Annotated in this window: 24 protein-coding genes and 1 pseudogene; 13 read left to right on the top strand and 12 right to left on the bottom strand. The window is 69.4% G+C overall.

Features of this window, described 5'->3' with window-relative positions:
• Nucleotides 1-78: pseudogene (locus tag G3I60_RS44960) on the top strand (LysR family transcriptional regulator); the annotation flags it as partial.
• Here the strand turns inward: G3I60_RS44960 and G3I60_RS01255 are convergent.
• Together G3I60_RS01255 and G3I60_RS01250 are read right to left on the bottom strand one after the other, a co-directional pair.
• Nucleotides 57-980, bottom strand: a complete 924-nt coding sequence (locus tag G3I60_RS01255; protein WP_164292587.1) for a haloalkane dehalogenase — start codon at nt 978-980, stop codon at nt 57-59. The pseudogene G3I60_RS44960 and the gene G3I60_RS01255 sit on opposite strands and share 22 nt — an antisense overlap.
• 133 nt (nt 981-1,113) lie before the next feature.
• A complete protein-coding gene (locus tag G3I60_RS01250; protein ID WP_164292588.1) occupies nt 1,114-3,363 on the bottom strand; it encodes a glycoside hydrolase family 3 N-terminal domain-containing protein in 2,250 nt (749 codons plus the stop codon).
• 309 nt (nt 3,364-3,672) lie between these two features.
• Between G3I60_RS01250 and G3I60_RS01245 the strand changes: the two genes are divergently transcribed.
• A complete protein-coding gene (locus G3I60_RS01245) occupies nt 3,673-4,914 on the top strand; it encodes a PP2C family protein-serine/threonine phosphatase (RefSeq protein WP_164292589.1) in 1,242 nt (413 codons plus the stop codon).
• Nucleotides 4,915-5,003: 89 nt separating this feature from the next.
• Here the strand turns inward: G3I60_RS01245 and G3I60_RS01240 are convergent, their stop codons facing one another.
• Together G3I60_RS01240 and G3I60_RS01235 are read right to left on the bottom strand one after the other, a co-directional pair.
• Nucleotides 5,004-5,699, bottom strand: coding sequence for a hypothetical protein (locus G3I60_RS01240; RefSeq protein ID WP_164292590.1), 696 nt, complete (start codon nt 5,697-5,699; stop codon nt 5,004-5,006).
• 101 nt (nt 5,700-5,800) lie between these two features.
• Nucleotides 5,801-6,391 (bottom strand): TIGR03086 family metal-binding protein, encoded by a 591-nt coding sequence (locus G3I60_RS01235; protein WP_138351517.1) that lies wholly within the window; start codon nt 6,389-6,391, stop codon nt 5,801-5,803.
• A gap of 161 nt (nt 6,392-6,552) precedes the next feature.
• On the opposite strand from G3I60_RS01235, the gene G3I60_RS01230 reads away from it, so the two are divergent.
• Nucleotides 6,553-7,332, top strand: a complete 780-nt coding sequence (locus tag G3I60_RS01230; protein WP_138351516.1) for a GNAT family N-acetyltransferase — start codon at nt 6,553-6,555, stop codon at nt 7,330-7,332.
• A gap of 46 nt (nt 7,333-7,378) precedes the next feature.
• On the opposite strand, the gene G3I60_RS01225 is transcribed toward G3I60_RS01230, so the two are convergent.
• Nucleotides 7,379-7,999, bottom strand: coding sequence for an MBL fold metallo-hydrolase (locus tag G3I60_RS01225; protein WP_164292591.1), 621 nt, complete (start codon nt 7,997-7,999; stop codon nt 7,379-7,381).
• Nucleotides 8,000-8,090: 91 nt separating this feature from the next.
• Between G3I60_RS01225 and G3I60_RS01220 the strand changes: the two genes are divergently transcribed.
• The gene (locus tag G3I60_RS01220) at nt 8,091-8,315 is read left to right on the top strand and encodes a hypothetical protein (RefSeq protein WP_203671839.1); all 225 of its coding nucleotides are present in this window, start codon (nt 8,091-8,093) and stop codon (nt 8,313-8,315) included.
• A 380-nt stretch (nt 8,316-8,695) separates the two neighbouring features.
• On the opposite strand, the gene G3I60_RS01215 is transcribed toward G3I60_RS01220, so the two are convergent.
• Nucleotides 8,696-9,382, bottom strand: coding sequence for an SUMF1/EgtB/PvdO family nonheme iron enzyme (locus G3I60_RS01215; protein WP_138351513.1), 687 nt, complete (start codon nt 9,380-9,382; stop codon nt 8,696-8,698).
• A gap of 156 nt (nt 9,383-9,538) precedes the next feature.
• Between G3I60_RS01215 and G3I60_RS01210 the strand changes: the two genes are divergently transcribed.
• Nucleotides 9,539-10,543, top strand: a complete 1,005-nt coding sequence (locus G3I60_RS01210; RefSeq protein WP_239069443.1) for a serine protease — start codon at nt 9,539-9,541, stop codon at nt 10,541-10,543.
• A gap of 4 nt (nt 10,544-10,547) precedes the next feature.
• On the opposite strand, the gene G3I60_RS01205 is transcribed toward G3I60_RS01210, so the two are convergent.
• From G3I60_RS01205 to G3I60_RS01195, 3 genes are all read right to left on the bottom strand, one after another.
• Nucleotides 10,548-11,306, bottom strand: coding sequence for a hypothetical protein (locus tag G3I60_RS01205; RefSeq protein WP_164292592.1), 759 nt, complete (start codon nt 11,304-11,306; stop codon nt 10,548-10,550).
• An 80-nt stretch (nt 11,307-11,386) separates the two neighbouring features.
• Entirely contained in the window at nt 11,387-12,385 is a 999-nt protein-coding gene (locus tag G3I60_RS01200) for a pyridoxal-phosphate dependent enzyme (protein WP_239069442.1), read from the bottom strand.
• A gap of 210 nt (nt 12,386-12,595) precedes the next feature.
• Nucleotides 12,596-13,144, bottom strand: a complete 549-nt coding sequence (locus G3I60_RS01195) for a hypothetical protein (RefSeq protein WP_164292593.1) — start codon at nt 13,142-13,144, stop codon at nt 12,596-12,598.
• Nucleotides 13,145-13,563: 419 nt separating this feature from the next.
• Here G3I60_RS01195 and G3I60_RS01190 point away from each other — a divergent pair, with 419 nt between their 5' ends.
• The gene (locus G3I60_RS01190) at nt 13,564-14,127 is read left to right on the top strand and encodes a GNAT family N-acetyltransferase (RefSeq protein WP_164292594.1); all 564 of its coding nucleotides are present in this window, start codon (nt 13,564-13,566) and stop codon (nt 14,125-14,127) included.
• A 65-nt stretch (nt 14,128-14,192) separates the two neighbouring features.
• Here the strand turns inward: G3I60_RS01190 and G3I60_RS01185 are convergent, their stop codons facing one another.
• Nucleotides 14,193-15,272, bottom strand: coding sequence for an alpha/beta hydrolase-fold protein (locus G3I60_RS01185; RefSeq protein WP_164292595.1), 1,080 nt, complete (start codon nt 15,270-15,272; stop codon nt 14,193-14,195).
• 223 nt (nt 15,273-15,495) lie between these two features.
• Nucleotides 15,496-16,092, bottom strand: a complete 597-nt coding sequence (locus G3I60_RS01180; RefSeq protein ID WP_164292596.1) for a dihydrofolate reductase family protein — start codon at nt 16,090-16,092, stop codon at nt 15,496-15,498.
• Nucleotides 16,093-16,284: 192 nt separating this feature from the next.
• On the opposite strand from G3I60_RS01180, the gene G3I60_RS01175 reads away from it, so the two are divergent.
• The 4 genes from G3I60_RS01175 (at nt 16,285) to G3I60_RS01160 (ending at nt 19,744) form a co-directional block, all read left to right on the top strand.
• Entirely contained in the window at nt 16,285-17,010 is a 726-nt protein-coding gene (locus G3I60_RS01175) for a spermidine synthase (RefSeq protein ID WP_164292597.1), read from the top strand.
• A gap of 119 nt (nt 17,011-17,129) precedes the next feature.
• Entirely contained in the window at nt 17,130-17,810 is a 681-nt protein-coding gene (locus tag G3I60_RS01170) for a hypothetical protein (protein WP_164292598.1), read from the top strand.
• Nucleotides 17,810-19,099 carry a nucleotidyl transferase AbiEii/AbiGii toxin family protein gene (locus G3I60_RS01165; RefSeq protein WP_164292599.1) on the top strand — a complete coding sequence of 430 codons (1,290 nt, stop codon included), beginning with the start codon at nt 17,810-17,812 and terminating at the stop codon, nt 19,097-19,099. Before G3I60_RS01170 ends, G3I60_RS01165 begins: the two co-directional genes overlap by 1 nt.
• Nucleotides 19,100-19,324: 225 nt before the next feature.
• Nucleotides 19,325-19,744: a nuclear transport factor 2 family protein gene (locus G3I60_RS01160; RefSeq protein WP_138351506.1), complete on the top strand. Its 420-nt coding sequence runs from the start codon at nt 19,325-19,327 to the stop codon at nt 19,742-19,744.
• A 76-nt stretch (nt 19,745-19,820) separates the two neighbouring features.
• Here the strand turns inward: G3I60_RS01160 and G3I60_RS01155 are convergent, their stop codons facing one another.
• Nucleotides 19,821-20,393, bottom strand: coding sequence for a TetR/AcrR family transcriptional regulator (locus G3I60_RS01155; RefSeq protein WP_164292879.1), 573 nt, complete (start codon nt 20,391-20,393; stop codon nt 19,821-19,823).
• A gap of 383 nt (nt 20,394-20,776) precedes the next feature.
• Here G3I60_RS01155 and G3I60_RS01150 point away from each other — a divergent pair, with 383 nt between their 5' ends.
• The 3 genes from G3I60_RS01150 (at nt 20,777) to G3I60_RS01140 (ending at nt 25,410) form a co-directional block, all read left to right on the top strand.
• Complete coding sequence (locus G3I60_RS01150) at nt 20,777-21,526, top strand: tRNA-dependent cyclodipeptide synthase (RefSeq protein WP_239069441.1); 750 nt, start codon at nt 20,777-20,779, stop codon at nt 21,524-21,526.
• The gene (locus tag G3I60_RS01145; protein WP_138351504.1) at nt 21,516-22,724 is read left to right on the top strand and encodes a cytochrome P450; all 1,209 of its coding nucleotides are present in this window, start codon (nt 21,516-21,518) and stop codon (nt 22,722-22,724) included. The genes G3I60_RS01150 and G3I60_RS01145 overlap by 11 nt, the downstream gene beginning before the upstream one ends.
• Nucleotides 22,725-22,866: 142 nt before the next feature.
• Nucleotides 22,867-25,410 (top strand): discoidin domain-containing protein, encoded by a 2,544-nt coding sequence (locus tag G3I60_RS01140; RefSeq protein WP_343240781.1) that lies wholly within the window; start codon nt 22,867-22,869, stop codon nt 25,408-25,410.
• Nucleotides 25,411-25,439: the final 29 nt, after the last annotated feature.

Genomic DNA, 25,439 nt, shown 5'->3' with positions numbered 1-25,439 from the left:
GGCGCCGTCAAGGGCGATGTCCTCACCGACAAGGACGCCCATCTCGCCCCCACCCGCTACGCCGACCGGCTCTCCTGAGCCACTCGCGCCCTCCCCTGCTCGCGGCCGGTGTCGTTCGAGGTCAGCCCGTGCGCGTCCAGCCAGCGGCCGATCGCCCTGCCGATCGCGTCGGGCTGGTCCTCGGGGGCGTGGTGCCCGGCCGGGCCGCAGTGCTCGATCTCCAGGGCGGCGATGTTCTCCCGGCTCCAGGCGATCATGTCCTCGCCGATCAGCAGGGTGGGTGAGGAGTCGAAGGTCAGGAGCAGCTTGGGGACGTCGGCGCTGTCGGCGAGCCAGATGTCGTAGTCGGTGATGCGGGCCACGACATCGGCCGGTCCGCCGTCGATCGGCATCATGCGCGGCCAGGCCAGCAGGGGGCGGCGGCTGCGCGGGGTCGGGTAGGGCGCCCGATAGGGCTGGACGTCCGCCTCACTGAGCGGGTTCAGGACGCCGCCCTTGAAGGCGGTCTCGATGAAGATGTTCTCCTCGAGCACCAGTTGCTCGCCGACTCCGGGAGTGCGGAACGCCTCGAACCGGGAGCGCGCGGGGGGCGGCATCTCCTCGGAGGACAGCGGCTTGAGCATGGTCTCCAGCAGGGCGACACCGCGCACCCGTGCCGGGTGCCGGGCGGCCCGGTCCAGGGCCAGGGCGCCGCCCCAGTCGTGGCCGACCAGGACGACCTCGCGCAGATCCAGCGCCTCGAACCAGGCGTCCAGGTAGCGGGCCTGGTCGGCGAAGCTGTAGTCGATGTCGGGCTTGCCCGAGGCGCCCATGCCGATCAGGTCCGGCGCCAGGGCACGGGCCTGCCCGGCGATGTGCGGGGTCACGTTGCGCCACAGGTGCGAGGAGGTCGGGTTGCCGTGCAGGAACACCACGGGCAGGCCGCCTTCGCCGCTTTCGGCGTAGGCGATGTGGGAGTCGATGACGTTGACGGTGGCCATGGGACGACGCTATACCGTTAGTGTCACTAACGTAAAGGGGAGGAGAAGTGGCCTCGAACGGTGCGGGCACCGGTGACCGGCCGCGAGGAGCGGTCGGTCACCGGTGCCCAGGTCACGCGGCCGGACGGCCTCGTCAGTGCGCGAACTGGAACCAGTTCAGATTGACCAGGCCACCGGAACCACTGGTGGTGAACGTGACGTAGACGGCGTGGACCCCCATCGCCGACCCGGTCAGGGCGGTCGTTCTGCTCGTCCAGTTCTGCCACCCGCCCGTGCTGCTGACCGGCACGGTCGCGATCACCGGACCCGTCGTGCTGTCGAGCCGGTACTGCACCGTGCCCGTGACTCCCGCACCCGAGGCCAGCCGTGTGGTGACGGAGGCCGCGCCGGTCGCGCCGAAGTCGAGACTGCCGTAGTTGATCCAGTCGCCGGCCGCGATGTAGCCGACATCGGTGCCGCCACCGGTGTCGGTGCAGGCCTCGCTCTGCGTACCCGACTGGGAGGCGAAAGCCTCCGCCTGCGTCAGCTGGTACGCGCTCGGCGCCGGAACGGCACCGTAGGTGAGACCGAAGCCGTACGGGAACAGCGCGGGCTTGCCGTCACCGTCGTTGATCGGCTGCTGGCTCGCGGACTGCATCCAAGTGTCGGGCAGCTTGCCGGTGGGCGCGTAGTCGCCGAAGAGCACATCCGAGACTCCGTTGCCCTCGGTTCCCGGCAGCCATGCCTCGACGAGCGCGTTCCAGTTCGGCAGCTGGCCCGCGAGATCCATCGGCCGTCCCGAGACGATCACGACGACGACCGGGACTCCCGTCGCCCGCAGTTTGGCGATGGTGTTCAGGTCGGCGGTGCTCAGGCCCATGCCACCCGGGCGGTCACCGGCCCCCTCGGCGTACGGGGTCTCGCCGACGACGGCGATCGCGACCTTGTACGAGCTGTCGATCCCGGTACCGGCCTGGTTGTAGGTGACGGTGCTGCCGGTGCCCGCCTGGGCACGGATGCCCTGCAGGATCGTCGTACCCGTCGTCGTCGCACCGCTTGCGCCCTGCCATGAGATCGTCCAGCCGCCGCTCTGGTTGCCGATGTTGTCGGCGTTCGAGCCGGCCACGAAGATCTTGTTGTTCGTCCTCGCCAGGGGCAGGACGTTGCCGGCGTTCTTCAGCAGCACCTGGGACTCACGGACGGCCTGGCGGGCGGTGGCCCGGTGCGCCGCGTTGCCGACGGTCGAGGTGTAGCCGCGATCGGTCAGCGGGTGCTCGAACAGACCCAGCTCGAACTTCTTGGTCAGGATGCGGCGGTTCGCGTCGTCGATTCTCGACATGGGCACGCGCCCGGCCTGCACCTCGCCGCGCAGCATGCTGATGAACGACTTCCAGGCGGTGGGCACCATGACCATGTCGATCCCGGCGTTGACCGCCTGGGCGACCTCTGCCGCGGTGAACCCCGCCTGGCCGTCGATCTGGTCGATGCCGTTCCAGTCCGACACGACGAACCCGGAGAAGCCCAGCTCGCCCTTGAGCAACGTCGTGATCAGGTACTGGTTGCCGTGGTCCTTGACCCCGTTCCAGCTGTTGTACGAGATCATGACCGAGCCGACACCCTTCTGCACCGCGGCCTGGAACGGCGGCAGGTGGATCGCCCGCAGCTCGGCCTCGCTGATCTGGGTGTTGCCCTGGTCGGTGCCGTTGGTCGTACCGCCGTCGCCGATGAAGTGCTTCGCCGTTGCGAGCACCGACGCCGCGCCGCCGAGCGTGCCACCCTGCAGACCGGTGATGTAGGTGCTCATGGACGTGGCGATCTCCGGCTTCTCGCCGAACGATTCGTAGGTGCGGCCCCACCGGTCGTTACGCGCCACGCAGAGGCAGGGTGAGAAGTCCCAGTCGATGCCGGTGCCCGAGACCTCCTCGGCCGTCGCACGGCCGATCTGCTGCACGAGAGCCGGGTCGCGGGTCGCGCCCAGTCCGATGTTGTGCGGGAAGATCGTGGCGCCGGCCACGTTGTTGTGACCGTGCACCGCGTCCACGCCGTAGATCAGCGGGATGCCGAGACGGCTGGCCACCGACGCGTTCTGGAAGCCGTCGTACATGTCGGCCCAGCTCGTCGCGTTGTTCGGCGACGGGGCCGAGCCACCACCGGACAGCAGCGAGCCGAGGGAGTAGTTGGTGATGTCGGCGTTGCTGACGCTCGCCCGCTCGGCCTGGGTCATCTGGCCGACCTTCTCGTCCAGCGTCATCGTCGCCAGCAGTTTGCTGACGCGGGTCGCGACGGGAAGGGAAGGGTCCGGGTAGGGCTCATGCGCCGAGGCGCCTTGCGGAACGGCGAGGATGGTGGCCACCAGCGCGAACGTGACCGCGACCGGAACCCGGTGGCGCAGCGCCGACATCATCCTGGATCTGCGTAACCCGCCCGTTGCATACGTCAATTCGGGTCTTCCTCCACTTTTGCCGTTCACCATACGGATCGTGGTTCAGCTGCCCGTAAGCCGCCCGCAACAGAATTGCGTCTGCGCGGAACGCGGTCAATGGTTCAGACCTTGAAGTGCGGAGCGGAATCAGGCCATTCGGACGACGTCAGGAGCCACCGGACGCGACCCGCGGTCGCGCCTCAGGGTCACGGGGCCGCTCCGGCGTCTACGCTACGGTCGGCGGATTCACGTACAGCGGCAGTGCACCGCGGAAAGAGGGCGAGGACTGCGATGCCGGTCGGTAGATCCGACGGTCTGGGCAGAGCGCTGGAGGCAGCGGAGGCCGCGCCTCCGGTGGAGTCCGTCGATGTCATCGCCTCGGCACTGCGCGAGCAGCTCGGCGCCCGTTCGGTCTCCTTCCTGATCACCGACTTCACGGGCGGTTCCGTGGTGCGGCTCGGGGCCGTGGACAGCATCGACGTCGACCGTCCCGCCGATCCGATCGCCGTGCCGGGCACCGTGTACGAAGAGGTGATCAGGACCCAGCGCCCACGTGTGGAGCAGCTGGGCGACGGAACCTGGACCCGGGTGATCGCGCCGGTGACCAACCGGGGAGACGCCATCGGCCTCCTGGAGCTGTACCTTCCCGGCCACCCGGGCTCCGAGGTCATACAAAAGATCAGCCAGAGCGCGCACGCCCTCGCCTACATCATCATCGCGAACCGTCCGTTCACCGACCTGTACCAGTGGGGCCGGCGCACCACCCCGCTGAGCCTGGCCGCCGAGATCCAGCACCGGCTCCTTCCCGCGTCACTGGCGTGCGAGGCAGCGCAGTTCTCGGTGGCCGGCGCCCTGGAACCGGCCGAGTTCGTCGGCGGGGACACCTTCGACTACGTCATGGACCGCGACTACGTGCAGCTGTCGGTCACCGACGCGATGGGCCACGACGTACAGGCGGCACTGCTGGCCACCCTCCTGGTCGGCGCCCTGCGCCGGGCCCGCCGACAGGGCGCGGACCTTGCCGAGCAGGCGCGACAGGCCGACCGGGCCGTGGTCGAGCACAGCGGCGGCCGCTACGTCACCGGACAACTGCTGCGCATCAGTCTGCTCGACGGCCGCAACGAGTTCATCAACGCCGGCCACCCCTGGCCACTGCGCCTGCGCAACGGCAAGGTCGAACAGCTGCAGCCGGTCGTGGACATGCCTTTCGGGTTCCAGAACCCTCACACCTACACCATGCAGTCCCTGGACATCCGGGCGGGCGACCGGCTGGTGATGCTCACCGACGGGGTGATGGAACGCAGTGCCACCGACATCGACCTCCCCGAGCTCATCGAACGTACCCAGGACCTCCACCCCCGCGAGGCCGCCCGCATCCTGATCGAACACGTCATCCACGCCCACGACGGGCATCTGGAGGACGACGCGACGGTCATGTGCCTGGACTGGCGCGGCATCGGCGACACCCTGCGCGACGCCGATCACGGCGCCGACCTCGGCGAGGCCTCGCCGGTCGCCGGCCCGTCCCGCTAGCCCCGAGGAGCTGGGGCACTGACGGGAAAGCCATCGGGAGCGTGGCCGGTGGTGTACCCCGCAGGCCGGCACGCTGCCGCCGGCCGCCCTCAGGGCGATCCCAGGTGTCTGCCCTGGCTCAGATAGGTGTAGATCTCCCACGACGCCGTGGTGGCGACGGAGAGGGTGAACGAGAGGGGCAGGCCGAACGGTGTGACATCGGCGGGACGGACGGCGCTCAACCGGCTGGCGTCGAGGGCCTGTTCGTCCATTGGGTTCTCACCGCTGCGCAGGATCTGGGTGCGGACTTCCTCCACCGCCGCCAGGGCAAGGCTCCCGATGGGTACGTCGTCCTGCTGTTCACCGTCCGACGGCGCGATGAGCCGGCTCGACGGGATCGACAGGGCCGCGCGCAACCGGCCGAGCATGGGTTCCTGGCAGAGCTGGTGAACGGTGTCCGCGTCGAGTGGCGGTTTTTTGCTCACCAGCCGGTCCAGAAGCGTGATGCTCAGTACCGCGTACGCACTGGCGTAGCGCCAGATGAGGGCTTCCACCTGGCGCTCGTACTCCAGCGCGGCCTCGCCGAGCTCGTTCAGGGCGCGCGGGTGGTACTGAAAGCCCATCCCCCTGACGTAGTCCTCGACGACGGCGGCCGACTCGCGCAGATGCAGGACATGGGACAACGCCGAACCCCGCTCACGCTCCAGATGGGTACAAGCGTTGTGCAGTGAGCGCAAGGCCTCCGCCTCGGTCTCGCTCAGCGGTGACAATTTCGTCCCGGATAATCCGGTCAATGGGAAATGCATGAAGCCCCCCTGCTCCCGCGGTCCCGACGACACCACGGTACCCGCGGTCCGGGCAGCGCGGCATCGTCGGATCCCTCGAGGACCACGGGTACGGCCGGGAACTACACCGCCGGGGCCCACTCGGGGTCGCGGCCGGTGAACGCGAGCAACTTCTGCGCGGCGGTCGCCCCCTCCGGGGCCGGAAGGGCGGGCCCGAACTTGTGGAAGTTGTCCCGGATGAAATCGACGATCAGATCGGCGATCACCTGCAGTCCCTCTGCCAGGTCAGCCGTGAGCGGCAGGTCCTGGCCCGTGGCCTTGGCGATGTCCCAGGCGTGAACAGCGGCATCCAGTGCGGCCGTCCCGGTTCCCTGCCACGCGGGGATCGGGCCGAAGGGTGTCGGTACGTTCTCGGCGTCCCGACCGACCGAGACCCAGGCGGCGGTCGCCGCGGCCAGCACCTCGTCGAGCTGCCCGACCGGGTCGGCGCCGAGCGCGTCCTCCGGCTCGAAGGGGTCTGCCGGCGGGCCCACTTCGGCGATCTGCATGACGAGCGCCTGCTGGTCGAGCCGTGCGTGGTTGAGGACCTGACGAACCGTCCATTCGGCGCAGGGAGTCGGGTTCCCCCAGGCGTCCTCCGGCACTCCGAGCACGGCCGTGCGCAGGTAACTGTGTGCCTCGGCAAGCAGCTTGAATCCGTCGACGGAAGTCATGTCATGCCCCTTTGGATCAGCATTGGGATCGAGGGATCGCACACTAGCCGGGCCGGGCCGACGTGTCAGGAGACTTCGTTCGACCGCGCGGCGCGCACCGGGAGCCGGATCCCGGCGAATCGCGGTTGCCGCCTTTGTCCGTTCGATGATGGACTGAGCCGATGGATCACGAAGCGGTACTCGCCCTGTTCGACCGGCAGATGCGACGGGACGCGCGGCCGGACGATCCCGCTGCGCGGATCGAGCGGACCGGCGACGTGGTGCGACAGGTCGGCGCCGGGAACGAGGACTGGAACGGCGTCGTCTGGTCCGATCTCGACGGGACCACGGCGGACGAGGCGATCGCGGCACAGGTCCGGCACTTCACCACGCTGGGGCGCGAGTTCGAATGGAAACTGTACGGCCATGACCGACCCGGTGACCTTCCCGGGCGGCTGCTGGCTGCGGGGTTCTCCCCCGAGTCCGAGGAGACCGTGATGGTCGCCCGGACCGACGACCTCTCCACCGTCGTCGCACTACCGGAGGGGATCCGGTTGCGGCCGGTCACCGATGCGCCCGGCGTGGATCTCGCGGCAGACGTCCACGAACAGGCCTTCGGGACGAGCGCCGACCGGCTTCGGCACCGCCTGCACTCCCAGTTGGCGGGAAGGCCGGAGACCTTCAGCATGGTCCTCGCGATGGCCGGTGACCTGCCGGTGTGCGCCGCGCGGATGGAACTGCATCCGGGCACCGACTTCGCCGGGCTCTGGGGCGGGGGCACGGTGGCCGCGTGGCGGGGCCGGGGCATCTACCGGGCGCTGGTCGCCCATCGGGCCCACATCGCCGCCGAGCTCGGCTATCGCTATCTGCAGGTCGATGCCTCCGACCAGAGCCGCCCGATCCTGCGGAACCTCGGGTTCACGGCCCTGACCACCACCACGCCGTACGTGTACCAGCCTTAGCGGTCACCGGATCGCGGTCCCGCGCCGGACTACGGAGGCCGACGGACTACGGGAGGGCGACGGACTCCCCCAGCGGGATGCGCGCATAGTCGGTCCCGCCCTTCGTGGCCATCCACCAGTCGAAGCTCTCCAGGCCGATGGCACTCAGATGGGCTTCGTGGATGGGGAACGCGCGCGCCGGCGCCACCGCCCGGGCGAACTCGACGGCCTCGGCGAGTTTCACCCACGGGCCGGAAATCGGCACCAGCAGGGTGTCGACCGCTTCCGCGGGGACGAACATCGAGTCCCCCGGGTGGTAGAGGCCGTCGACGATGAAGCCGATGTTGGTGCAGCCGGGCAGACCGTCGACGATCTCGGCGTGCTCGCCGCCGACGGCGCGCACACTGAATCCGGCCGCGGTGAAGGTGTCCCCGACGGCGACTCCGGTCACGCCGGCCCCGAGGCTCGCGGCCAGGGCGGCGTGGGTGTGGACGGTCAGCTCAGGGTTGCTCTCACGGGCCGCTTTGAGCTTGTCGACGTCGATGTGGTCCTCGTGCTCATGGGTGATGAGCACGGCCGTGGCGCCGGTCAGTGCCTCCCCCTCGGACAAGGTGCCCGGGTCGATCACGAGCACTCGGTCACCGATTTCGAGGCGCACACAGGCGTGGCCGTATTTCGTCAGACGCATCTGATCAACTTACTGGCAGGTGGGGCGCGGGATCCAGGGACTTCCGGACGCCCGAGGTGCGCATCGCCCGGCGAAGGCGCAGCCTGGATGCATGGACCCGGGCGCGCGGCTCGCGACGCCGTCGGTCATCGTGTGGGATGTCCACCATGCCGACAGGCCCTTCCGTCGTGTCTGGATCAACAAGGTGAACGTCGGCAAGGCGTACTCCGTCGCGGATGTCGTCGAGTTCGCCCGGCGCGCGGGTTTCGACGACCTGGACACCGCGGACGAGTCACAGGTGAGCTGGCGCGGGGGCGGCTCGGAGGAGTGGGGCTAGGTCCTGTCCGGCCTTGGTGCTGCACCGTAGGCCCTTGGGTGGGGGCGAGCCTACGGAGTGGCTGAGTATTCGGACCAATGTCCGATTTCCGTCCGTGTTCCTCTCCCACGTGCCCTGACCGGGTGTTCCTCCGCAGACGGCCCACGGACTCAACCCGCGTGCACCCGTTCCGCGGACAGTCCCGAACGCGCCGTGCATCGGCGAACCATGCCCCGGCGATGCTCACCTACCCGGTGGCCTGCGCCGCGTCCACCACCGCGACCGCCGCTGCCGTCACCGCCTGCGCCGCCGCCTGACCCTCCGCCGCATCAGGTGGTCGAACCGTGTCGGTCGCCGTCGCCGACGCGCGGCTGCGACCGACACGGCACCATTTCAGGCGGTCACGCCGGAAGCGCGTGCACGCCGGAACGGGCGACGCGGAACCCCACGTCGTCGACCTGGAAGGTCGGGTGGCTGCGGCGGCGCGCGGAGGCGCGGCAGCTCCAGTGCTCGTCGAACCAGCCACCGCCGCGAAGCACGCGGTACGTGCCGTAGACCTCGGGGTCGTAGACGTCCCAGCACCAGTCCCAGACATTGCCGAGCATGTCGTGGAGTCCCCACGGGTTGGGCTGTTTACCGCCCACGTCATGGACCCGCTCGTCCGAGTTGCCGCGGTACCAGGCGATCTCGTCGAACGGACCGTAACGGGGTCCTTCCGTACCCGCGCGGCAGGCGTGTTCCCACTCGGCCTCGGTCGGCAGCCGGTAACCGTCGGCGGATGCGTCCCATTCGATGCCCTCGCCGTCGGCGTGGAGGTGGTAGGCGGGGGTGAAACCGTCGCGCTGGGACAGGGCGTTGCAGAACCGGACCGCGTCCCACCAGGAGACGCTCTCGACGGGCAGCCGGTCACCCTGGGCGGCGCTCGGACGCCGGTCGGTGATCTCTGCGTACAGCGCCTGGGTGACGGGGAACGCCGCCAGCTCGTACGGCGCGACCTCCACCGACCAACTGCGCTGTGTCCGCCGGTCCGACAGCGTCACCCGTCCCGGCGGGATGGCGACCAACTCGGTTCCTGCACTCGGGTCCATGGTCAGGTGATCTTACCGGGACGCCGTCCTCGCCGATCGGACGGCACCGGCTCCGGGCCGACCTGATCACCTCCCGCTGTTCAGGTCGAAGAGCGGGACGCCGCCGCACGCCGTCTGGCGCACAGCCCCATGGGCGCGCTTATGGTGAGCCGTCATATGCGTACGACCGGAGGGGAACTGATGGTGCGTAGGACCCGAGTCATCCGAAACGCCGCCGCGTCCGTGGCAGCGCTGCTGCTCTGCGGCGGGCTGGCCCCGTCGGCGTCCGCCACGGGCGGCCCGGCACGGCCGAACCCGGCCGCCGTCCAGCTCGACGCGTACTGGAGCCCGGCCCGGATGGCGGACGCGCTGCGCGGCGAACCGGGCAACGGTCCCGGGACCGGCTCGTCGACCCGTAGCGTCTCCCCCACCGTGGACGGGCCCCGGCCGGGTGAGTACATTCCGCCCAGCCGGAGCTTCGACGGCATTCCCCAGGCGGGCACCTTCTTCTGGACCGACGCCACCGGTACCGGACGCACCTGCAGCGGATCCGTGGTGCGCAGTCCCGGGCGTGACCTCGTACTCAGTGCCGGACACTGTCCGAAGGGCTACTCCGGCACCTCCCCCCGGCGCAACCTGGCCTTCGTGCCGCAGTACCACGACGGGCTCAAGCCGTTCGGTGTCTTCCCCGTCGCGAGCAACGGCGTCTACGTCGCGCAGCAGTACTACGACCTGGGCGAGCACGCGGGAGCCGCGTACGACTTCGGCTTCGCGGTCACCGAGCCCAACCAGGACGGGACGCGACTGCAGGACGCGGTGGGCGGGGTGCGGCTGCTCACCGGGACCGGTTACTACCACGCCCCGGTACGGATGATCGGGTATCCGGCGGGTGCGACCAAGCCGCTGCAGTGCTGGAGCTGGACCACCAAGTGGGTCAGCGATGATCCGGCCGACCCCGGTACCTTCCCGCGCATCGCGTGCGACGCGTTCGTGGGCGGAACCAGCGGCGGGCCGATGCTGGTGCCGTGGCCGGGCGGCTGGGCGGTGATCGGGGTCATCGGCGGATACCACACCGGCGGCAACACCCCCAAGGTCTCCTACAGCGCCTACTTCGGCGCCGCGACCCAGGACCTCTACCGCGCGGCGATCACCGGCACCCCGCCCGCCGGCCCGGCCTCCTGAGGACTCAGCGCTTCAGCGCCGGGAGATGACGGCACAGGGCCTCGGGGAAGGCCGGGCTCATCCGCAGAACGCCCGCGCATCCGGCTGCATCGGAAGTGCCCAGGGCGTGCCATCCGTCGGGCGCGGCCCGGAAGAACCACCGGGTGGTCAGCGCACTCTCGGTGCAGCCCGAGGACACGTCACCGCAGGCGGGTCCCATACGGGTGGAGAGTTCGAGGACGAGCCAGTGGCCGTCGCAGCCGAGGTCGTCCCAGTAAGTGTGCTGCGGGGTGTCGGCGGTGAGCATCGCCTGCTGGTACGAGGCGCTCGTGCAGCCGGTGGGTGCCGGATCGCAGCCGAGCTTGCCGCACTTGCGCAGAGCCGGGCGGGTGGCGCCGGACAGGGTGAAGACGTCGGAGCTGTTGACCATGACCCGGTGCCCGACGACGGACACCGGCAGCCGAACGGACGTCAGCGCCCGCTCGTCGTGCGTACATCCCGAGCGGCGGTCCATGCTGGTGGACTCGAAGGTCACCTTCACATAGATGACGCCGTTCTCCACGGTGTCGACGGCGGCCTTGAGCCCGCGGGTGCAGTTCGTCCCGGCCGGCACCTGGACATCCAGCTGGAGGGTGCGGTCGTCGGCGGCGACGCTCACCCCGTTCACGGCCATCGGGGCCGCCAGCGTCCAGGAAATGGGGGATTCCGCGGTGGAAGGATTTCGGGTGCCGGTCGCGCCGCCGTCGGCGCGCATCGTGCCGCAGCCACTCAGCAACCAGCACATCACTATGAGGACCCCTGCGAGAGCGATGCTCGAGGGCCCTGTCGACGACCAACTCGACGGCCTGCCGCGCGACATCGTCCTCATCCGCTGATCGTTCCGATGGTCAGTGCGGCCGCTGCTCTGTCGAGCGTCTGCGGATGGCCGTAGAGGCCCGGCAGGCCGCCCGAGTGCAGGAAGACCGTGCGGTGTCCGGGGACGATGTCGCCGTCCCGGACCGCCGCGATCAGGCCGGCCATCGCCCGTCCCGTGTAGATGGGATCGAGCACCATGCCTTCGGTCCTGGCGGCCAGCAGCAGGGCTTCCATGACCTCATCCGTCAGTGTGCCGTAGCCGTCGCCGACCTGGTCGAGCCGTACCCGCAGGGTCTCCGGCGCACAGCGTTCCCCGCTCAGTCCTGAGACGAGCTCGGCCACGGTGCCGGCCGGATCCGCGACGGCGCCGCAGTGGACGCCCAGCACTCGCGCGGAGCCCAGGGAATCGACGAGGCCGGCCATCGTGCCGCCGGAGCCGAGTGCGGTGACGACGGTCGACAGGTCGGGGGCCTGCGCGAGGAGTTCGCGCCCGCATTCGACGTAGCCGCGCGCACCCACCACGCTGGAACCCCCGAAGGGGATGAGTGCCGGAACGGCGCCCCTCCCCCGCAATTCCTCGGCCACCTGCTCGGCCGCGGCCTTGAGCGCCTCGGCGCCGACATCACCGGCCCATACGACGGTCGCGCCGAACAGGGCGTCGAGTACGAGGTTGCCGGACCCCGGCGATCGGGGTGTGCCGACGAGGACGAGGACGGCGTCGAGCCCCAGCCGGGCGGCGGCAGCCGCGGTCAGCCGCGCGTGGTTGCTCTGCGGAGCGCCCGTGGTCACCAGCACCGTCGCGCCGGCGTCGTGTGCCGCGCCGCAGAGCCACTCCAGCTTGCGCACCTTGTTCCCGCCGCCGCCCAGGCCGATGAGATCGTCCCGTTTGACCCACAGGTCGTCCGGGCCGAGGCCCAGTGCGGCGGCCAGCCGCGGCATGGGTTCGAGCGGGGTGGGCCACGTAGCCAGCACGGCCCGCGAGGCGTTACCGCCGCCCGATGTCATCATGCTGTCCTTCGTTCGCGGTGCCGTCCTGCGCTCGTGCCGGACATCCTGCCACGGCGACGATCACCCCGTCCGAACGGCGGTAGCCGGGCCGATGCCCGAGCCGGCCTGACGGCCGGTACCGCCCGGCTCCGGACAGCGAAACGCCGGTGGTTCGGGGTGACCTGGCAGGGCCATCCCGAACCACCGGCGTCTCCATGCCTTCGCAGCCCCTCAGGAATGCTGAAGGACGAAGTTGTATCCAGCCGCGTTGTGCTCACCGCCGGTGGCGCAGTGGCCCTTCGACGGATAGCCCCAGAAGAACATTCCGTAGCACTTCGCGCAGAAGCGCCAGTAGGCCTGGGCCGTGGGCGTTTCGGCCACATCGTGCTGGAGCACGAAGTTGTACCCCTGAGCGGCGTGAGCTCCACCGGCCGGACAGTGGCCGTTGTCCGGATATCCCCAGAAGAACATGCCGAAGCACTTGGAGCAGAAGCGCCAATTGGCCTGCGTTGTCGGCGTGGCGGGCACATCGTGCGGGAGGACGAAGTTGTACCCCTGAGCGGCGTGAGCTCCACCGGCCGGACAGACGCCGTCGGTCGGATAGCCCCAGAAGTACATCCCGTAGCACTTGCTGCAGAAGCGCCAGTCCGCCTGCCCCGCCAGGGCCGCACCGGCCTGGGCGGAGGAGTTGCCGGCGGACTTCGTGGGCGTCGGCGTCCGCGATGCCGTGGCAGCATGTGCCTCACCGGTCGCCGCGACCGCGAGGAGGCCGGCCGTCACACCCAGCGTCCTGGCCAGGAAGACCCGCCTTCCCGAGCGTTCGATTTCAGCCTGCTGAAGCGGACCTTCCGTTGGTTCGAGAATACCCATTGTTCATCCTCCCCCGAGGTTATCGACGGCGTTCGACCGTCGATGTGAAATGGTCGCCACGCCTCACCGTAACGCGACCACGAGATGATGTCGTTCCGTGTTTTCGGGTGTCAAGAGGGACGTTCACGCCGATGAATGGAGGAGGAATCGATTCCGCATAGTTGCTCCCAGGCGCGGCCGCCGTAAAGTTGGCCGAATGTCGGCGAAATTCCGGCCGACACTGGCGGCCATCCATTCCGTCCGAACAGCCGATGAATAGGGCCGGCCTGGTCTTCCCTGTTCGAGCCAGGGCCCGGTGGCTGGCTAGGCTGCCTGCTATGAATACGGCCATGACCGACGACGGGGCCGCCGAGCCCGTCGTCCTCGACGTGACGGAACTGGCGTCCGATCCGGAGCGGGACGCCCGGTTCGCCGAGTCGGCCCATCGGATTCTGGCCGACCTGGTCCGTGGAGGTGCCGCACTCGGCTGGGTCGAACCTCCGTCGCGCGACGAAGTGGCCGAACTCCTCCATCACGTGGTCGCCGCGGTGCACGCCGGTGACGCGGCACTGCGTGCGGCCTATCTCGGCCACCGGCTCGTCGGGTTGGGGTACTGGCTGCGCTACGCGCGACCGACCCACCGGCCGCACGCCGACCTGGAGAAGCTCGCGGTGGATGCAGCCGCCCACGGCCGTGGCGTCGGCCGGACGCTGACCGCCGCCCTGATCTCCGACGCCCGGCGGGCGGGAATCGAGGTCCTCACCCTGGACGCCCGCGGCGACAACAGCGGTGCCCTGCACCTCTACCGGTCGCTGGGCTTCACGGAGTACGGCCGCCTCCCCGGCTTCGTCGCCGTCGGTGAACGCCGCTACGACAAGGTCTTCTACATGCTGGACCTCCGCCACCGCAGCTGAGGCTCCTGCCCGCTCGACCTGTCATGCGCCGGGGTGGCGCCGCCTGTGTGGCTCGCGGCTACCGGCTATTTCTTCGGCGACGGAGCCTGTTGCGGGCCGGCCAGTTGCTGGCTGAGCCAGCCGATCGCTGCCGGGTACTCGCTGATCCAGGTGCCGTAGTTGTGACCACCGGTCGCGAGCAGCATGGTCTTCACCCGCACCTTGCTGCCCTGAGCCGCAAGGACGAACTGCTCGATGGAGGCCGGCGGGCTGTCGCGGTCCTGCGCCGAGGTCGCGAGGAAGATCCCCACGTCCGCTCCGGAACCCGCGACCAGGTGGGTCGGGCTGTTGCGCTCCCGCAGGGCCGGGTCGGGCAGGACGGACGGGTCGCCGGTCAGCGGGTCGGGATCGAGCGCGGCGCCGGCGCCGAACACCCGTGGGTACTGCAGCGGGAGCTTCGCGGCGCAGTAACCGCCGGTGGAGAACCCCATCACCCCCCAGCCGTGGGGACCGGGCACCGTACGGAACTTCTCCCGCAGCAACTCAGGGACGTCCGCCGCGAGCCAGGTGGCGACCTTGCGGTCCGGCGCATCGCTGCAGTCCGTATCGACGCTGCCCGGGTTGATCACCGGCATGGCCAGGATGAACGGATGCGACTGGTGGGCGTCCACCATCTTCTGGAAGGCGTCGGGCATACCGCCGTGCTCCAGCCACGACTGAGGTGATCCCGGCACTCCGTGCAGCAGCATCAGGACGGGGAAGCGGGTGGAGCGGAACGTGGGATCGTCGTACTGCGGAGGGGTCCAGACGATGACCTGCCCGGAGAGTTTGGAGTGCGTTCCATGGAAGTAGGTGTCCAGAATCCCGTTGTCGCTGCGGTTGAACTGGGCGCGGGTCACGGGCGGGCCGGGCATCGCGATGGTGTTGCTGTTGTCGGGGGTGCCGAGCAGGTCGTCCCAGGAGGAGTAGAGGCCGTAGCTGTTGTTCATCCATACGGCCACCACCGAGATCGCGGTGAGCTGGCACAGCAGGATCATGACCAGCCGGGTGAGTGCCCGCACCAGGCGCGGTCCGGGAATCCTCGCCCACAGGAGCATCGTGCCGATGACCATCAGCAGCGTCACGATGATGAGCACGACCCAGAACGATGTCCCCGTCAGACTCACGTCAAGCCCTCCTGCCCTGGTGCGCCGGCGCGATGCTGCAACCGCCGGTCCGGTCCCCCTGATCCGGGTTCCGGTGCTCGTTGTCAACGTCTCACACGCATCCGGCAGACGGCTGTGCGGCATGCCCGAACCTGGCCGGGCATACCGCACTTGGGGGCGCGCTCGCGCCGTCGCTCGCCTGTCCGACCAGATCCGACCCGGGCCGATCCCAGCCGACCTTGCGCTACCGCCCGGCAACCGGCCGGTAGGTGCACACGTGCACGCCCGCGTCACTGATGGCGGTGGACACCAACTCGAGCGTGCGCACTACACCGTCGTCAAGGAAGATCTTCTTACCTCCGCCGAGAAGCACCGGCATGATCATGAGGCGGAGTTCGTCGATCAGGCCCTCACCCAGAAGGGTGCGCGCGAGCGTCGGGCTCCCCATGACCAGCAGGTCGCCACCCTCGGCGTCCCGCAGCTCCCGGATACGGGAGACCGCCTGATCGCCGGGGATGAGTGTGGTGTTGCTCCATGTCAGGTCGTCGTCCTTGAGCGTCCCGGACACGACGTGCTTCGGAATGGCATTCATCTGATCGGCGAACGGGTCGCCCGCCCGCTCGGGCCACGCCGCGGCCATTGTCTGCCATGTGCTGCGCCCGAACAGCAGCGCCTCAGCCTTGGCCAACGCGTCGGAGAAGGCACCCCCCACCACCTCCGGATCGAAGAACGGGTGCGACCAGCCGCCGTGCGCGAACCCGCCGTCGGTGTCCTCCTCGGGACCGCCGGGCGCCTGTACGACGCCGTCCAGGCTCATGAACTCACTGATGACGATGCGCATGGGACTCGCTCCTCTTCCTCGCTCCGGGTGTACGGCAATGAAGACTGCGGCGCCGCTCCGGAATCATCGCTCCCATCGGGACCATGTTGATCCCTCGCCACACGACAGAGTCAGGTCCCTTGCCATGAGAGAGTGGGCGTTTCGGATTTGCCGGGCATTCTCCCGCCAGCCCGGCACCAGAAGGGCGAACGGATGAGCGCGCGTTTCGAGGAGATCGACTGGCAGCCCACGCCGATGGGCGACATCAGTCTGCGGCGCCGACGTGACCCTGTGTCCGGCGAGGAGGTGTACGAGGTGAAGCTCGGCGACGAGTTCCTGATGTCCAGCCTCTTCACCGCGGGCGAGATCGCGCTCACCCGGCTCGGACTCGCACCCCTTCCGGACGACGCCCAACTGGATGTCGTCGTGGGCGGCCTCGGTCTCGGGTACACCGCTCGGGCGGCGCTGGACGACCCGCGGGTGCGTTCACTCATCGTCGTCGACACGCTCGGCGAGGTGATCGACTGGCACCGGCGCGGCTTGGTCCCGCTGGGTGCCGGGCTGGCATCCGACCCCCGCTGCCGTCTGGTCCAGGGCGACTTCTTCGCGATGGTCGGCGACTCCACCGGCCTGGACCCCCGCACACCGGACCGCCGCTTCCACGCCATCCTGCTGGACGTCGACCACTCACCGCGCCACGTCCTGCACCCGCGGCACGCGGCGCTCTACCGGCCTGCGGGACTGCGCTCTCTCGCCGATCGCCTCCACCCCGACGGTGTCTTCGCCCTCTGGTCGAACGACCCGCCGGACGAGGAGTTCAACTCCGTCCTCGCGGAGGTCTTCGCGGAACCGGAGGCCCACGTCGTCCACTTCGATAATCCGCTGCAGGAGGGAACGGCGACCAACACCATCTACGTGGCGAGGAAAGCGCAGCAGTAGACCGGAGGGGTCGAAGGTTCGCGTCGGTGGGACTACCGGCAGTCCCGCGGGGCGGACCGAAGTGCGTGCCGCGCCGATATCGGCTGGCTGTCCGGACACCGGCCTGTCATCGTCCAGGGATGTCCGGTCAGCAGCATCACCAAGCCGTGGCGTCGGTTCCCGACGTCCGCGGCGCCCTGGAGACACACATCACGGTGGCATGCCCGGCTGCCGGGACCGGGATCGCCCGGCTGGCGGACTGGGCCGCGTACCGCGGATTGAGTTTCGCCCATATCGTGCTCGCCCGTGGCCGGACCCGCTCCCAGCCCATGCTGAACCTCCGGGGCGCGGGATCGGCCACGGAACACGTGGAGAACGCCACGGGCGTCGCGGCCGAACTGGCGGCGGACGGCTACCGGGCCGTCCGGATCAAGACGGAGGCCGTCCCCTGGGCCGCCGGGGTGCCGCAGGACGACGCCGCGGCCGCCGCTCTCGAACCCGACCTGTACTTCGAGCACCATGTGAAGTTGCTGCTTCCCACCCGGCACGACCGGCTGCTGCTGGAGCGGCTGGCCCGCCCCCACATCGCGCACGTCTCATGGAACGCCCGACGTGTTCGCGAGGACGACCTGGAGGAGCGCTTCATCACTCAGCGGTGCCGGGGCGTCGGTCGAGGCACTGCCGAACGGCGGCTGACCGCGCTGCTCCACGATCTGAACGCAGCCGACTCCCATGTGCTCGAGGTGGAGCGGGAGTTCGTCCTGCACGACACCAACCTCTCTCTGGACGACGGTTGGATATCTCAGGAGGTCTCACGTTGATGTCACCGACGGACAGCGCCGACGACTGGGCACAGCTGCGGGGCAGCCCTGTCGATATTCCGCACTCCCCTCTCGACGAGGAGACCCGGCTCCGCGGGGACTTCCCCCGAACCTTGCTGCCGTCGCCCGACGGGATGAGCCAGTCGTTGGTCTTCGAGCCCGCTCTGAAGCAGTTCTCCAACGCGTACCGGGCGGGCGAGCCGCGGTTCGCGGACGAGGAGGCGGGGCGGCTCTGGCATCAGGCGCGCAGGACCGTGCTCGATGTCGTGCTCGCCTCGATCGCGAACGGTCCCTGGACACAGCATCTGGTGCTGCGCGGCAGCGTGTTGATGGCCACGTGGTTCAAGGAAGCGGCCCGCGACCCGGGCGACCTGGACTTCGTCGTCGTCCCTCAGGACTGGCGGCTGGACGAACCGCGCACCACGGAACTGTTCTTCGGAATCGCGCGGGACGCGGCGGCCGCCGGCGCCGACAGCGCCGTCCGCATCCATGCGGACAGCATGATCACCGAGGAGATCTGGACCTACGACCGGGTGCCCGGTCGTCGCATGCTCCTGCCCTGGACGGCGCCGCCCGGATGCGCCGGCGGGACCGTTCAGCTCGACCTGGTGTTCAACGAGACCCTGCCGGCCCCGGCGGAGCTCACCGAGCTCCGGCCGCTGGGAGACGGTCCCGGCTGCCGTCTCTGGGCCGCGTCGCCGGCTCTGTCACTTGCCTGGAAACTCCTGTGGCTCATCACCGACCTCCACCCGCAGGGCAAGGACCTGTACGACGCCGTGTTGCTGGCCGAGAGCGCTCCTCCGCCGTACGAACTGGTTCGGAACACCTTCGTCCTGACCGGCGTCGAGGGATTGCGGCCTCCCAGCTCCTCGTGGACCGAGACACTGGCCGTCGAGCAGGGCTGGGAGCACTTCACGGCCGAGTATGCACAGGTGGCGGGAACCGCCGCGGAGTACCGGGACCGGCTCCTGCGGGCTCTGACGCCGTTGCTCACCGCCTCGGAACCACCCGGCGAGGACACGTACGACCGATGGGTCCGCTGGCTGGGACCACTGATCGAGTCGACCCGTGCGACCGCCGGCAACGACCCTGCGCCGGCCCTCGGGCACCTCGCGGGAGGCGGCTGGGACGGCCTGATGGCGGCTGTCGTGATCGTGCGGGAGGTCGCCGGGCGGCAGGCACTCGACCTTGAAGGGGCCCTGCATACGGTCCTGGACAGTGGTGACAGCTGGCGGACCTGGCGGGAGAGGCCCGAATGGTGGCCTGACGTTCTCGACCGACTGAGCTGAGCGCGCCGGCCGCGGCGGGGTCGCCGAGCACCAGCGCCACGGGTTCGGGCGCGGTCCGCCTGACCATGGAGGGTGACCGTTTCGCCCCCGCGCGGCGCCGGCGACGATCGGCGCCCAGGCCGGGCGAACCGTTCGCCAACCAGGCCGGACCTTGCGCGAGAACCAGCGTTCTCCTAAGCTGCGAAGTGAGGAGAACGCTGGTTCTCCCATGGGAAGGGATACATCATGTCCGAGCAGAGGCCGCCACTGCCGCCGTTCACCGCCGAGAGCGCCCAGCAGAAAGTAAGGGCCGCCGAGGACGCCTGGAACAGCCGTGATCCGGAGCGGGTCTCGCTCGGGTACACCGAGGATTCCGAGTGGCGCAATCGCGACGTGTTCATCACCGGCCGGGCCGAGATCGTGGAGTTCCTGCGCGCCAAGTGGGAGCGGGAGCTGGACTACCGGCTCCGCAAGGAACTCTGGGCCTACACCGACCACCGCATCGCGGTGCGCTTCGAGTACGAATGGCACACCGACCAGGGCCAGTGGTACCGCAGTTACGGCAACGAGAACTGGGACTTCGACGAGAACGGCCTGATGCGGCGCCGCTACGCGAGCATCAACGACCTCGCCATCACCGCCGACGAGCGCCGCATCTCTCTCTGACGCCGCCCGCCCGGACGGCCTTCACCGTCCGAGGAGGGCCCCGCCGAGCCCCGGCGGGGCCACTCGCCGTCGCCGGTCAGGCGGGGCGGGGGCCGCCGGTGGATTCGAGGATGATGCGCACCACGTCCTTTGCCTGGCGGGCGGGCTGGGGAGAGCCGGAGATCGCGGCCGTGGTGATGGCGCCCTCGGCCAGCAGGGCGACGTGATCGGCGACCCAGGCCGGTTCGCCGGCCGCGGCCACGAGATCGGCGAGATACCGCCGGAAGGCGTCCTTGTGGGCGCGGGCGATGGCGGCCACTTCCGGCGAGGTCGCGCCGAGTTCACCGAACGAGTTGATGAAGGCGCAACCGCGGAAGTCCGGCTCGTCGAACCAGTCGTGGAGCCAGTCGAAGACCGCCAGCAGGCTCTCGCGCGGCGACGGCCGGGCATCGGCGTACTCGGCCAGCCGGCGCCGCCAGGCCTCGTCCCGCCGCCGCAGGTACGCCTCGACCAGGTCCCCCTTGGAGGGGTACAGCTGATACAGGCGCTTCAGGGAGACACCGGAGGTGGACCGGATCTCGTCCATCCCCACCAGCTGGATCCCGCGGTCGTAGAACAGCGTCTCGGCCGCGTCCAGGACACGCGCCTCGGCCAGCTCGGGACTCAGCACTTCCACCCATCTCCCCGCATATCGAGAACCATCGTTCTCCTATGGTAGCAACAACCCGGGAGACCTCCGGAAGTACCGGCAGGCGGCGCAATCCGTTCCCGCCCCGCCCTCCCTCGGCCGGGAATCGACAGGGTCACGTCATTGAACGACCGCCATGGCCCGACCACCCCGGAGGTGACGCCCCATCAATCGGAGAATCCTCAGCAATTCATCACCCCTCATGGTGTGTTGATACAAGGCGACGTCATGTCCCATTCATGTTCATCTCGCGACCCGGATCCCCCGTTGACACTCTCCGTGGCCGGGCACTAACTTCTCGCATTGTCGCCACACCAGGAGCACAAGGCTCCCCGGGACTAGCGACACCGAAGGACGCTCTCCAGTTGACGACAGCGACCGAAATCTTCGAGATTCAGTCCTGCACACCGGTTGCGACAGCGGCCGAAGTCTTCGAGGTGCAGCCCTACACCTCCCACTGCCAGGTGATCCGCGCCGAGGGCGACCATGCCGTTATCGGTGTGTCGCCGGGAAACAGTTACTTCTCTGCGCAGCGCATCACGGATCTCGCCCGATGGGGCATCGACAACTTCCGGCAGGTCGATTTCGTCTATACCGACCTCCATGTCGCCGAGATGTACGAGGCATCCGGCTATACGCCCGATGACGCCCGGCGCAAAGCCGTCAAGAATCTGCGCGGCGTGCGGGCCAAGGTGACCAATGCCGTGGAAGCCGCCTCCTACGAGGGGAGGCTCAGAGCCCACGCCATGTCGGATTTCCTGGACATCCCGGCCTACCGGAGAATCCACGACCGCCTCTGGGCTCTGCTGGACACCGATCCGGAGTTCCGCAGGACCTGCGACACGCTCGTGGACTCCTTCCTCACGTCCAAAGTCCTGGATGGGAGGGCCAGCACCGAGCGGCAGCGCGAAGTGTGCCTCAAGTACGTATGCGCGGAGGCCCCCTTGTTCCTGGACACCCCCGCCATCCTGGAGGTTCCCTCCTCCCTCAACTGCTACCACCAGCTCCTGCCGATGGCCGAACTTCTCTACTCGCGCGGATTCGGACTGCGAGCCTCCCGCAACCAGGGCCATGCCATCGTCACACCCGCACAAGGAGACCCCGATGTCCGTTGAGACGCTGCTCGACCCACAGGCCGGGACGCTGCTCGACTTCCCGTTCTCCTGGCGCGGCGATCAACTGCCGCACGAGATCGACGCCTTGCGCAAGGAGCCCGTCAAGCGGGTCCGGACGATCGCCGGCGACGAGGCGTGGCTGGTCTCCTCCCATGCCCTGTGCAAGCAGGTGCTGGAGGACACCCGGTTCAGCCTCAAGGACACCTCGATGCCGGGTGCGCCGAGGCAGTACGCCCTGACGATCCCGCCCGAGGTCGTCAACAACATGGGCAACATCACGGGGGCGGGGCTTCGCAAAGCGGTGCTCAAGGCCATCAACCCGAAGGCCGACGGCCTGCTGGACTGGATGCGTTCGCACGCGGCCGGGCTGGTCGACGGGCTGCGGGCGCAGGGCGCTCCGGTGGATCTGCGGGCGCAGTTCTCCAATCCGTACTCGGAGGCGATGCACTGCCGCATCCTGGGCATTCCGCAGGCCGACGCTCCCCGGCTGGCCGCGAGTCTGGACATCGCGTTCATGAACTCCGCCTGCCCCGTCAGCGGTGCGAAGCTCAACTGGGACCGCGACATGGCGTACATGGTGGAGCGCCTGGACGACCCGGCGACGACCGGGCTGATGGCCGATATCGCCGCGCTGCGCAAGGACCCGGAGTACGACCACCTCACGGACGAGATGCTCGCCACGGTCGGCGTGACGATGTTCGGCGCGGGGGTGATCTCGACCTCGGCGTTCCTGACGATGGCGGTGTTCTCCCTCATCCAGCACCCCGAGACCTGGGCCGAACTGCGCGAGGACCCCAGCAGGATCCCTGCGGCGGTCGACGAGTTGCTGCGGATCAACCTGTCGATCGGTGACGGTCTGCCGCGGCTGGCCCTCGAGGACGTCCTGCTCGGGGATGTGGAGGTCAAGAAGGGCGAACTGGTCCTGGTGCTCGTCGAAGGCGCCAACTTCGACCCCGAGGTGTTCGCCGATCCGCACCGACTGGATCTCGGCCGTGAGAACACCGCGGCGCATCTGTCGTTCGGCGGCGGCCAGCACTACTGCCCAGCCACCGCGCTGGGCAAGAAGCACACCGAGATCGCCCTGGAAGTCCTGCTGGAGCGGATGCCGGACCTGCAGCTCGCCGTCCCCGTCGAACAGCTCGTATGGCGGACCGGGTTCATGAAGCGGATGCCCGAGCGGCTCCCCGTCATGTGGTAGCAGCCGACGGTCCTCGCCCGTCCTGGAAGAGCCGGGGCGGGCGAAGACCTCTTTACAGTGGCGCTCCTTACTGACACGGTCGGGCCATCGCCGGGTTCAATTGGGGGGCACGGCGGTCGCTGACGTGTCTGGGGGGACCGTTGTGCCGTTTCTGACCTCGCGTTTGCCGTGGCTGCTCCGCCTGCGCTCGCGGTGGCTGATCCTGACGTCGCTCACCGCGGTCGCCGCCGCGTTCGTGCCGTTCCTGGCGGCGGGCGGGCCTGCCGTCGCGGACGGCAGGCCCGCCGTCCCCGTGGTGGGCGGTACGGCTCCGCCACCCGCTCCGCACCACGGTGTCGCACCGGCGTCCGCCATGGTGCCGATCGCTCCGGTCCTGTCCAGGGCCGGCTGGACGGCGGCCGCGAGCGACGAGGAGACGGTCGGGGAGAACGGGCGGGCGGCCAACGTCCTGGACGGCGACGCCGCCACGTTGTGGCACAGCAAGTGGACGGCGCCCGCCACCGCGCTGCCGCACAGCCTCACCATCGACATGCACCGCACCGCCGTGGTGTCCGCACTCGTCTACCGGCCGCGCAGCAGCGGTGCCAACGGCCGGGTCGGGGTCTACGCCATCGCGCTCAGCGCGGACGGGCTGACGTGGACGCGGCCCGTGGCCACCGGCACCCTGCCCGACGACGGCACCATCAAGACGCTGAACTTCGCCGCCCAGGGAACCAGGTTCGTCCGGCTGACCGCCTCGACGGAGGCCGGAAACCGTGGCCCGTGGACCTCAGCCTCCGAGATCAACCTGCTGGGCGATCCCGGTCTGCCCGCCTCCGTCGTCGAACTTCCCGTCACGGGCTGGACGGCCAAGGCCAGCGACGAGGAGACCGCCGCGCAGAACAACCGCGCCGGCAACGTCCTGGACGGCGACGCCACCACCCTGTGGCACAGCAAGTGGTCCGGCACCCCGACCGCGCTGCCGCACTCCATCACGCTGGACATGCACGCCAACCAGCGGGTCTCCGCACTGAGTTACACGCCGCGCGTCTCGGGGGCCAACGGCCGGATCGGCGCCTACACCGTGACCGCCGGTCTCGACGGGGTCACCTTCGGGGCTCCGCTGGCCACCGGGACGTGGAAGGACGACGACACGGTCAAGAGCGCCACCTTCACGGCGCCGACCACCGCCAGGTTCGTGCGTCTGACCGCCACCAGCGAGGCGGGCGGCCGTGGACCGTGGTCCTCCGCGGCCGAGATCCGCCTCAGCGGGCCCGCGGACCCGGCCGTCGCGGGCCTGTGGAGCCCGGTCACCGGCTTCCCGCTCGTACCGGTGGCCACCGCGCTGCTGCCGAACAACAAGCTGCTCGCCTGGTCGGCGTACGCCACCGACCGCTTCGGCGGCAGCAACGGCTACACCCAGACCGCCATCATGGATCTCACCACCGGCCAGGTCACCCAGCGGCGCGTCGACAACACCGGTCACGACATGTTCTGCCCCGGCATCGCGATGCTCGCCGACGGCCGGGTGATGGTCACCGGTGGCAGCAACGCCGCCCGCGCCAGCATCTACGACCCCCGCACCGATACCTGGAACGCGACCGCGGACATGAACATCCCCCGCGGCTACCAGGCCATGACGCTGCTCTCCAACGGCGACGCCTTCGTCATCGGCGGATCCTGGAACGGAGGCCAGGGAGGCAAGGACGGCGAGGTCTGGTCCGCCGCGACCGGCACCTGGCGCAAACTCCCCGGCGTACCGGTCACGACCACGATGACGGCGGATCCCGCCGGGCCCTACCGGGCCGACAACCACCAGTGGCTGTACGGCACGTCCAACGGCCGGGTGCTCCAGCTCGGGCCCGGCAAGCAGCTCAACTGGATCGACACCACCGGCAACGGCACCATCACCCCGGCCGGCGTGCGCGCCGACAGCCCGGACGCGATGAACGGCAACGCCGTCGCCTACGACATCGGCAAGCTCCTCACGCTCGGCGGTGCCACCGCGTACGAGAACGTCAACGCCACCAACCGCGCCTACACCGTAGATCTCACCGCCGGCCCGCAGCCCGTCAGCGCCCGCACCGGCGACATGGCCTTCGCCCGCTCCTTCAGCAACAGCGTCGTCATGCCGGACGGCAAGGTCGCTGTCTTCGGCGGCCAGTCCCGGCCCGTTCCCTTCTCCGACGCCACTTCGGCCATGACACCGGAGATCTGGAACCCGGCCACCGGCGCCTTCACCCGCATGGCGACGATGGCCGTACCCCGCAACTACCACAGCGTCGCGAACCTGCTCCCCGACGGCCGGATCTTCTCCGGCGGCGGCGGACTGTGCGGCGACTGCGCCACCAACCACTTCGACGGAGCGATCTTCACCCCGCCGTATCTCCTCAACCCCGACGGCACGCAACGGCCGCGGCCGGCCATCACCAACACCCCGCCCGCGACGGCCGGCTACGGCGCCACGCTGACCGTCACGACCAGCACGCCGGTCACGGCCTTCGCCCTCGTCCGCACCGGAGCGGCCACCCACTCCACGGACAACGACCAACGACGTGTGCCGCTGACGTCCCATCAGGTATCGGCAGGGGTCTACGAACTGTCCGTCCCCACCGACCCCGGCGTGGCACTGCCCGGCACCTATCTGCTGTTCGCCCTGAACGCCGCCGGAGTACCCAGCATCGCCAAGACCATCACCATCGGCTGACGGGACCGGACCGACCGCTGGGGGCACCC

Source organism: Streptomyces sp. SID13666 (assembly GCF_010548325.1).
GTDB lineage: Bacteria > Actinomycetota > Actinomycetes > Streptomycetales > Streptomycetaceae > Actinacidiphila > Actinacidiphila fildesensis.
The sequence above is the reverse complement of the archived record's forward strand: the minus strand, read 5'-3'. Positions and strand labels throughout refer to the sequence as shown.

Excerpts from the sequence above, each read along its gene's own strand:
- G3I60_RS01255 (WP_164292587.1), bottom strand. The coding sequence starts at position 980 with ATGGCCACCGTCAACGTCATCGACTCCCACATCGCCTACGCCGAAAGC.
- G3I60_RS01250 (WP_164292588.1), bottom strand. The coding sequence starts at position 3,363 with ATGATGTCGGCGCTGCGCCACCGGGTTCCGGTCGCGGTCACGTTCGCG.
- G3I60_RS01245 (WP_164292589.1), top strand. The coding sequence starts at position 3,673 with ATGCCGGTCGGTAGATCCGACGGTCTGGGCAGAGCGCTGGAGGCAGCG.
- G3I60_RS01240 (WP_164292590.1), bottom strand. The coding sequence starts at position 5,699 with ATGCATTTCCCATTGACCGGATTATCCGGGACGAAATTGTCACCGCTG.
- G3I60_RS01235 (WP_138351517.1), bottom strand. The coding sequence starts at position 6,391 with ATGACTTCCGTCGACGGATTCAAGCTGCTTGCCGAGGCACACAGTTAC.
- G3I60_RS01230 (WP_138351516.1), top strand. The coding sequence starts at position 6,553 with ATGGATCACGAAGCGGTACTCGCCCTGTTCGACCGGCAGATGCGACGG.
- G3I60_RS01225 (WP_164292591.1), bottom strand. The coding sequence starts at position 7,999 with ATGCGTCTGACGAAATACGGCCACGCCTGTGTGCGCCTCGAAATCGGT.
- G3I60_RS01220 (WP_203671839.1), top strand. The coding sequence starts at position 8,091 with ATGGACCCGGGCGCGCGGCTCGCGACGCCGTCGGTCATCGTGTGGGAT.
- G3I60_RS01215 (WP_138351513.1), bottom strand. The coding sequence starts at position 9,382 with ATGGACCCGAGTGCAGGAACCGAGTTGGTCGCCATCCCGCCGGGACGG.
- G3I60_RS01210 (WP_239069443.1), top strand. The coding sequence starts at position 9,539 with ATGCGTACGACCGGAGGGGAACTGATGGTGCGTAGGACCCGAGTCATC.
- G3I60_RS01205 (WP_164292592.1), bottom strand. The coding sequence starts at position 11,306 with ATGTGCTGGTTGCTGAGTGGCTGCGGCACGATGCGCGCCGACGGCGGC.
- G3I60_RS01200 (WP_239069442.1), bottom strand. The coding sequence starts at position 12,385 with ATGATGACATCGGGCGGCGGTAACGCCTCGCGGGCCGTGCTGGCTACG.
- G3I60_RS01190 (WP_164292594.1), top strand. The coding sequence starts at position 13,564 with ATGACCGACGACGGGGCCGCCGAGCCCGTCGTCCTCGACGTGACGGAA.
- G3I60_RS01180 (WP_164292596.1), bottom strand. The coding sequence starts at position 16,092 with ATGCGCATCGTCATCAGTGAGTTCATGAGCCTGGACGGCGTCGTACAG.
- G3I60_RS01175 (WP_164292597.1), top strand. The coding sequence starts at position 16,285 with ATGAGCGCGCGTTTCGAGGAGATCGACTGGCAGCCCACGCCGATGGGC.
- G3I60_RS01170 (WP_164292598.1), top strand. The coding sequence starts at position 17,130 with ATGTCCGGTCAGCAGCATCACCAAGCCGTGGCGTCGGTTCCCGACGTC.
- G3I60_RS01165 (WP_164292599.1), top strand. The coding sequence starts at position 17,810 with ATGTCACCGACGGACAGCGCCGACGACTGGGCACAGCTGCGGGGCAGC.
- G3I60_RS01160 (WP_138351506.1), top strand. The coding sequence starts at position 19,325 with ATGTCCGAGCAGAGGCCGCCACTGCCGCCGTTCACCGCCGAGAGCGCC.
- G3I60_RS01145 (WP_138351504.1), top strand. The coding sequence starts at position 21,516 with ATGTCCGTTGAGACGCTGCTCGACCCACAGGCCGGGACGCTGCTCGAC.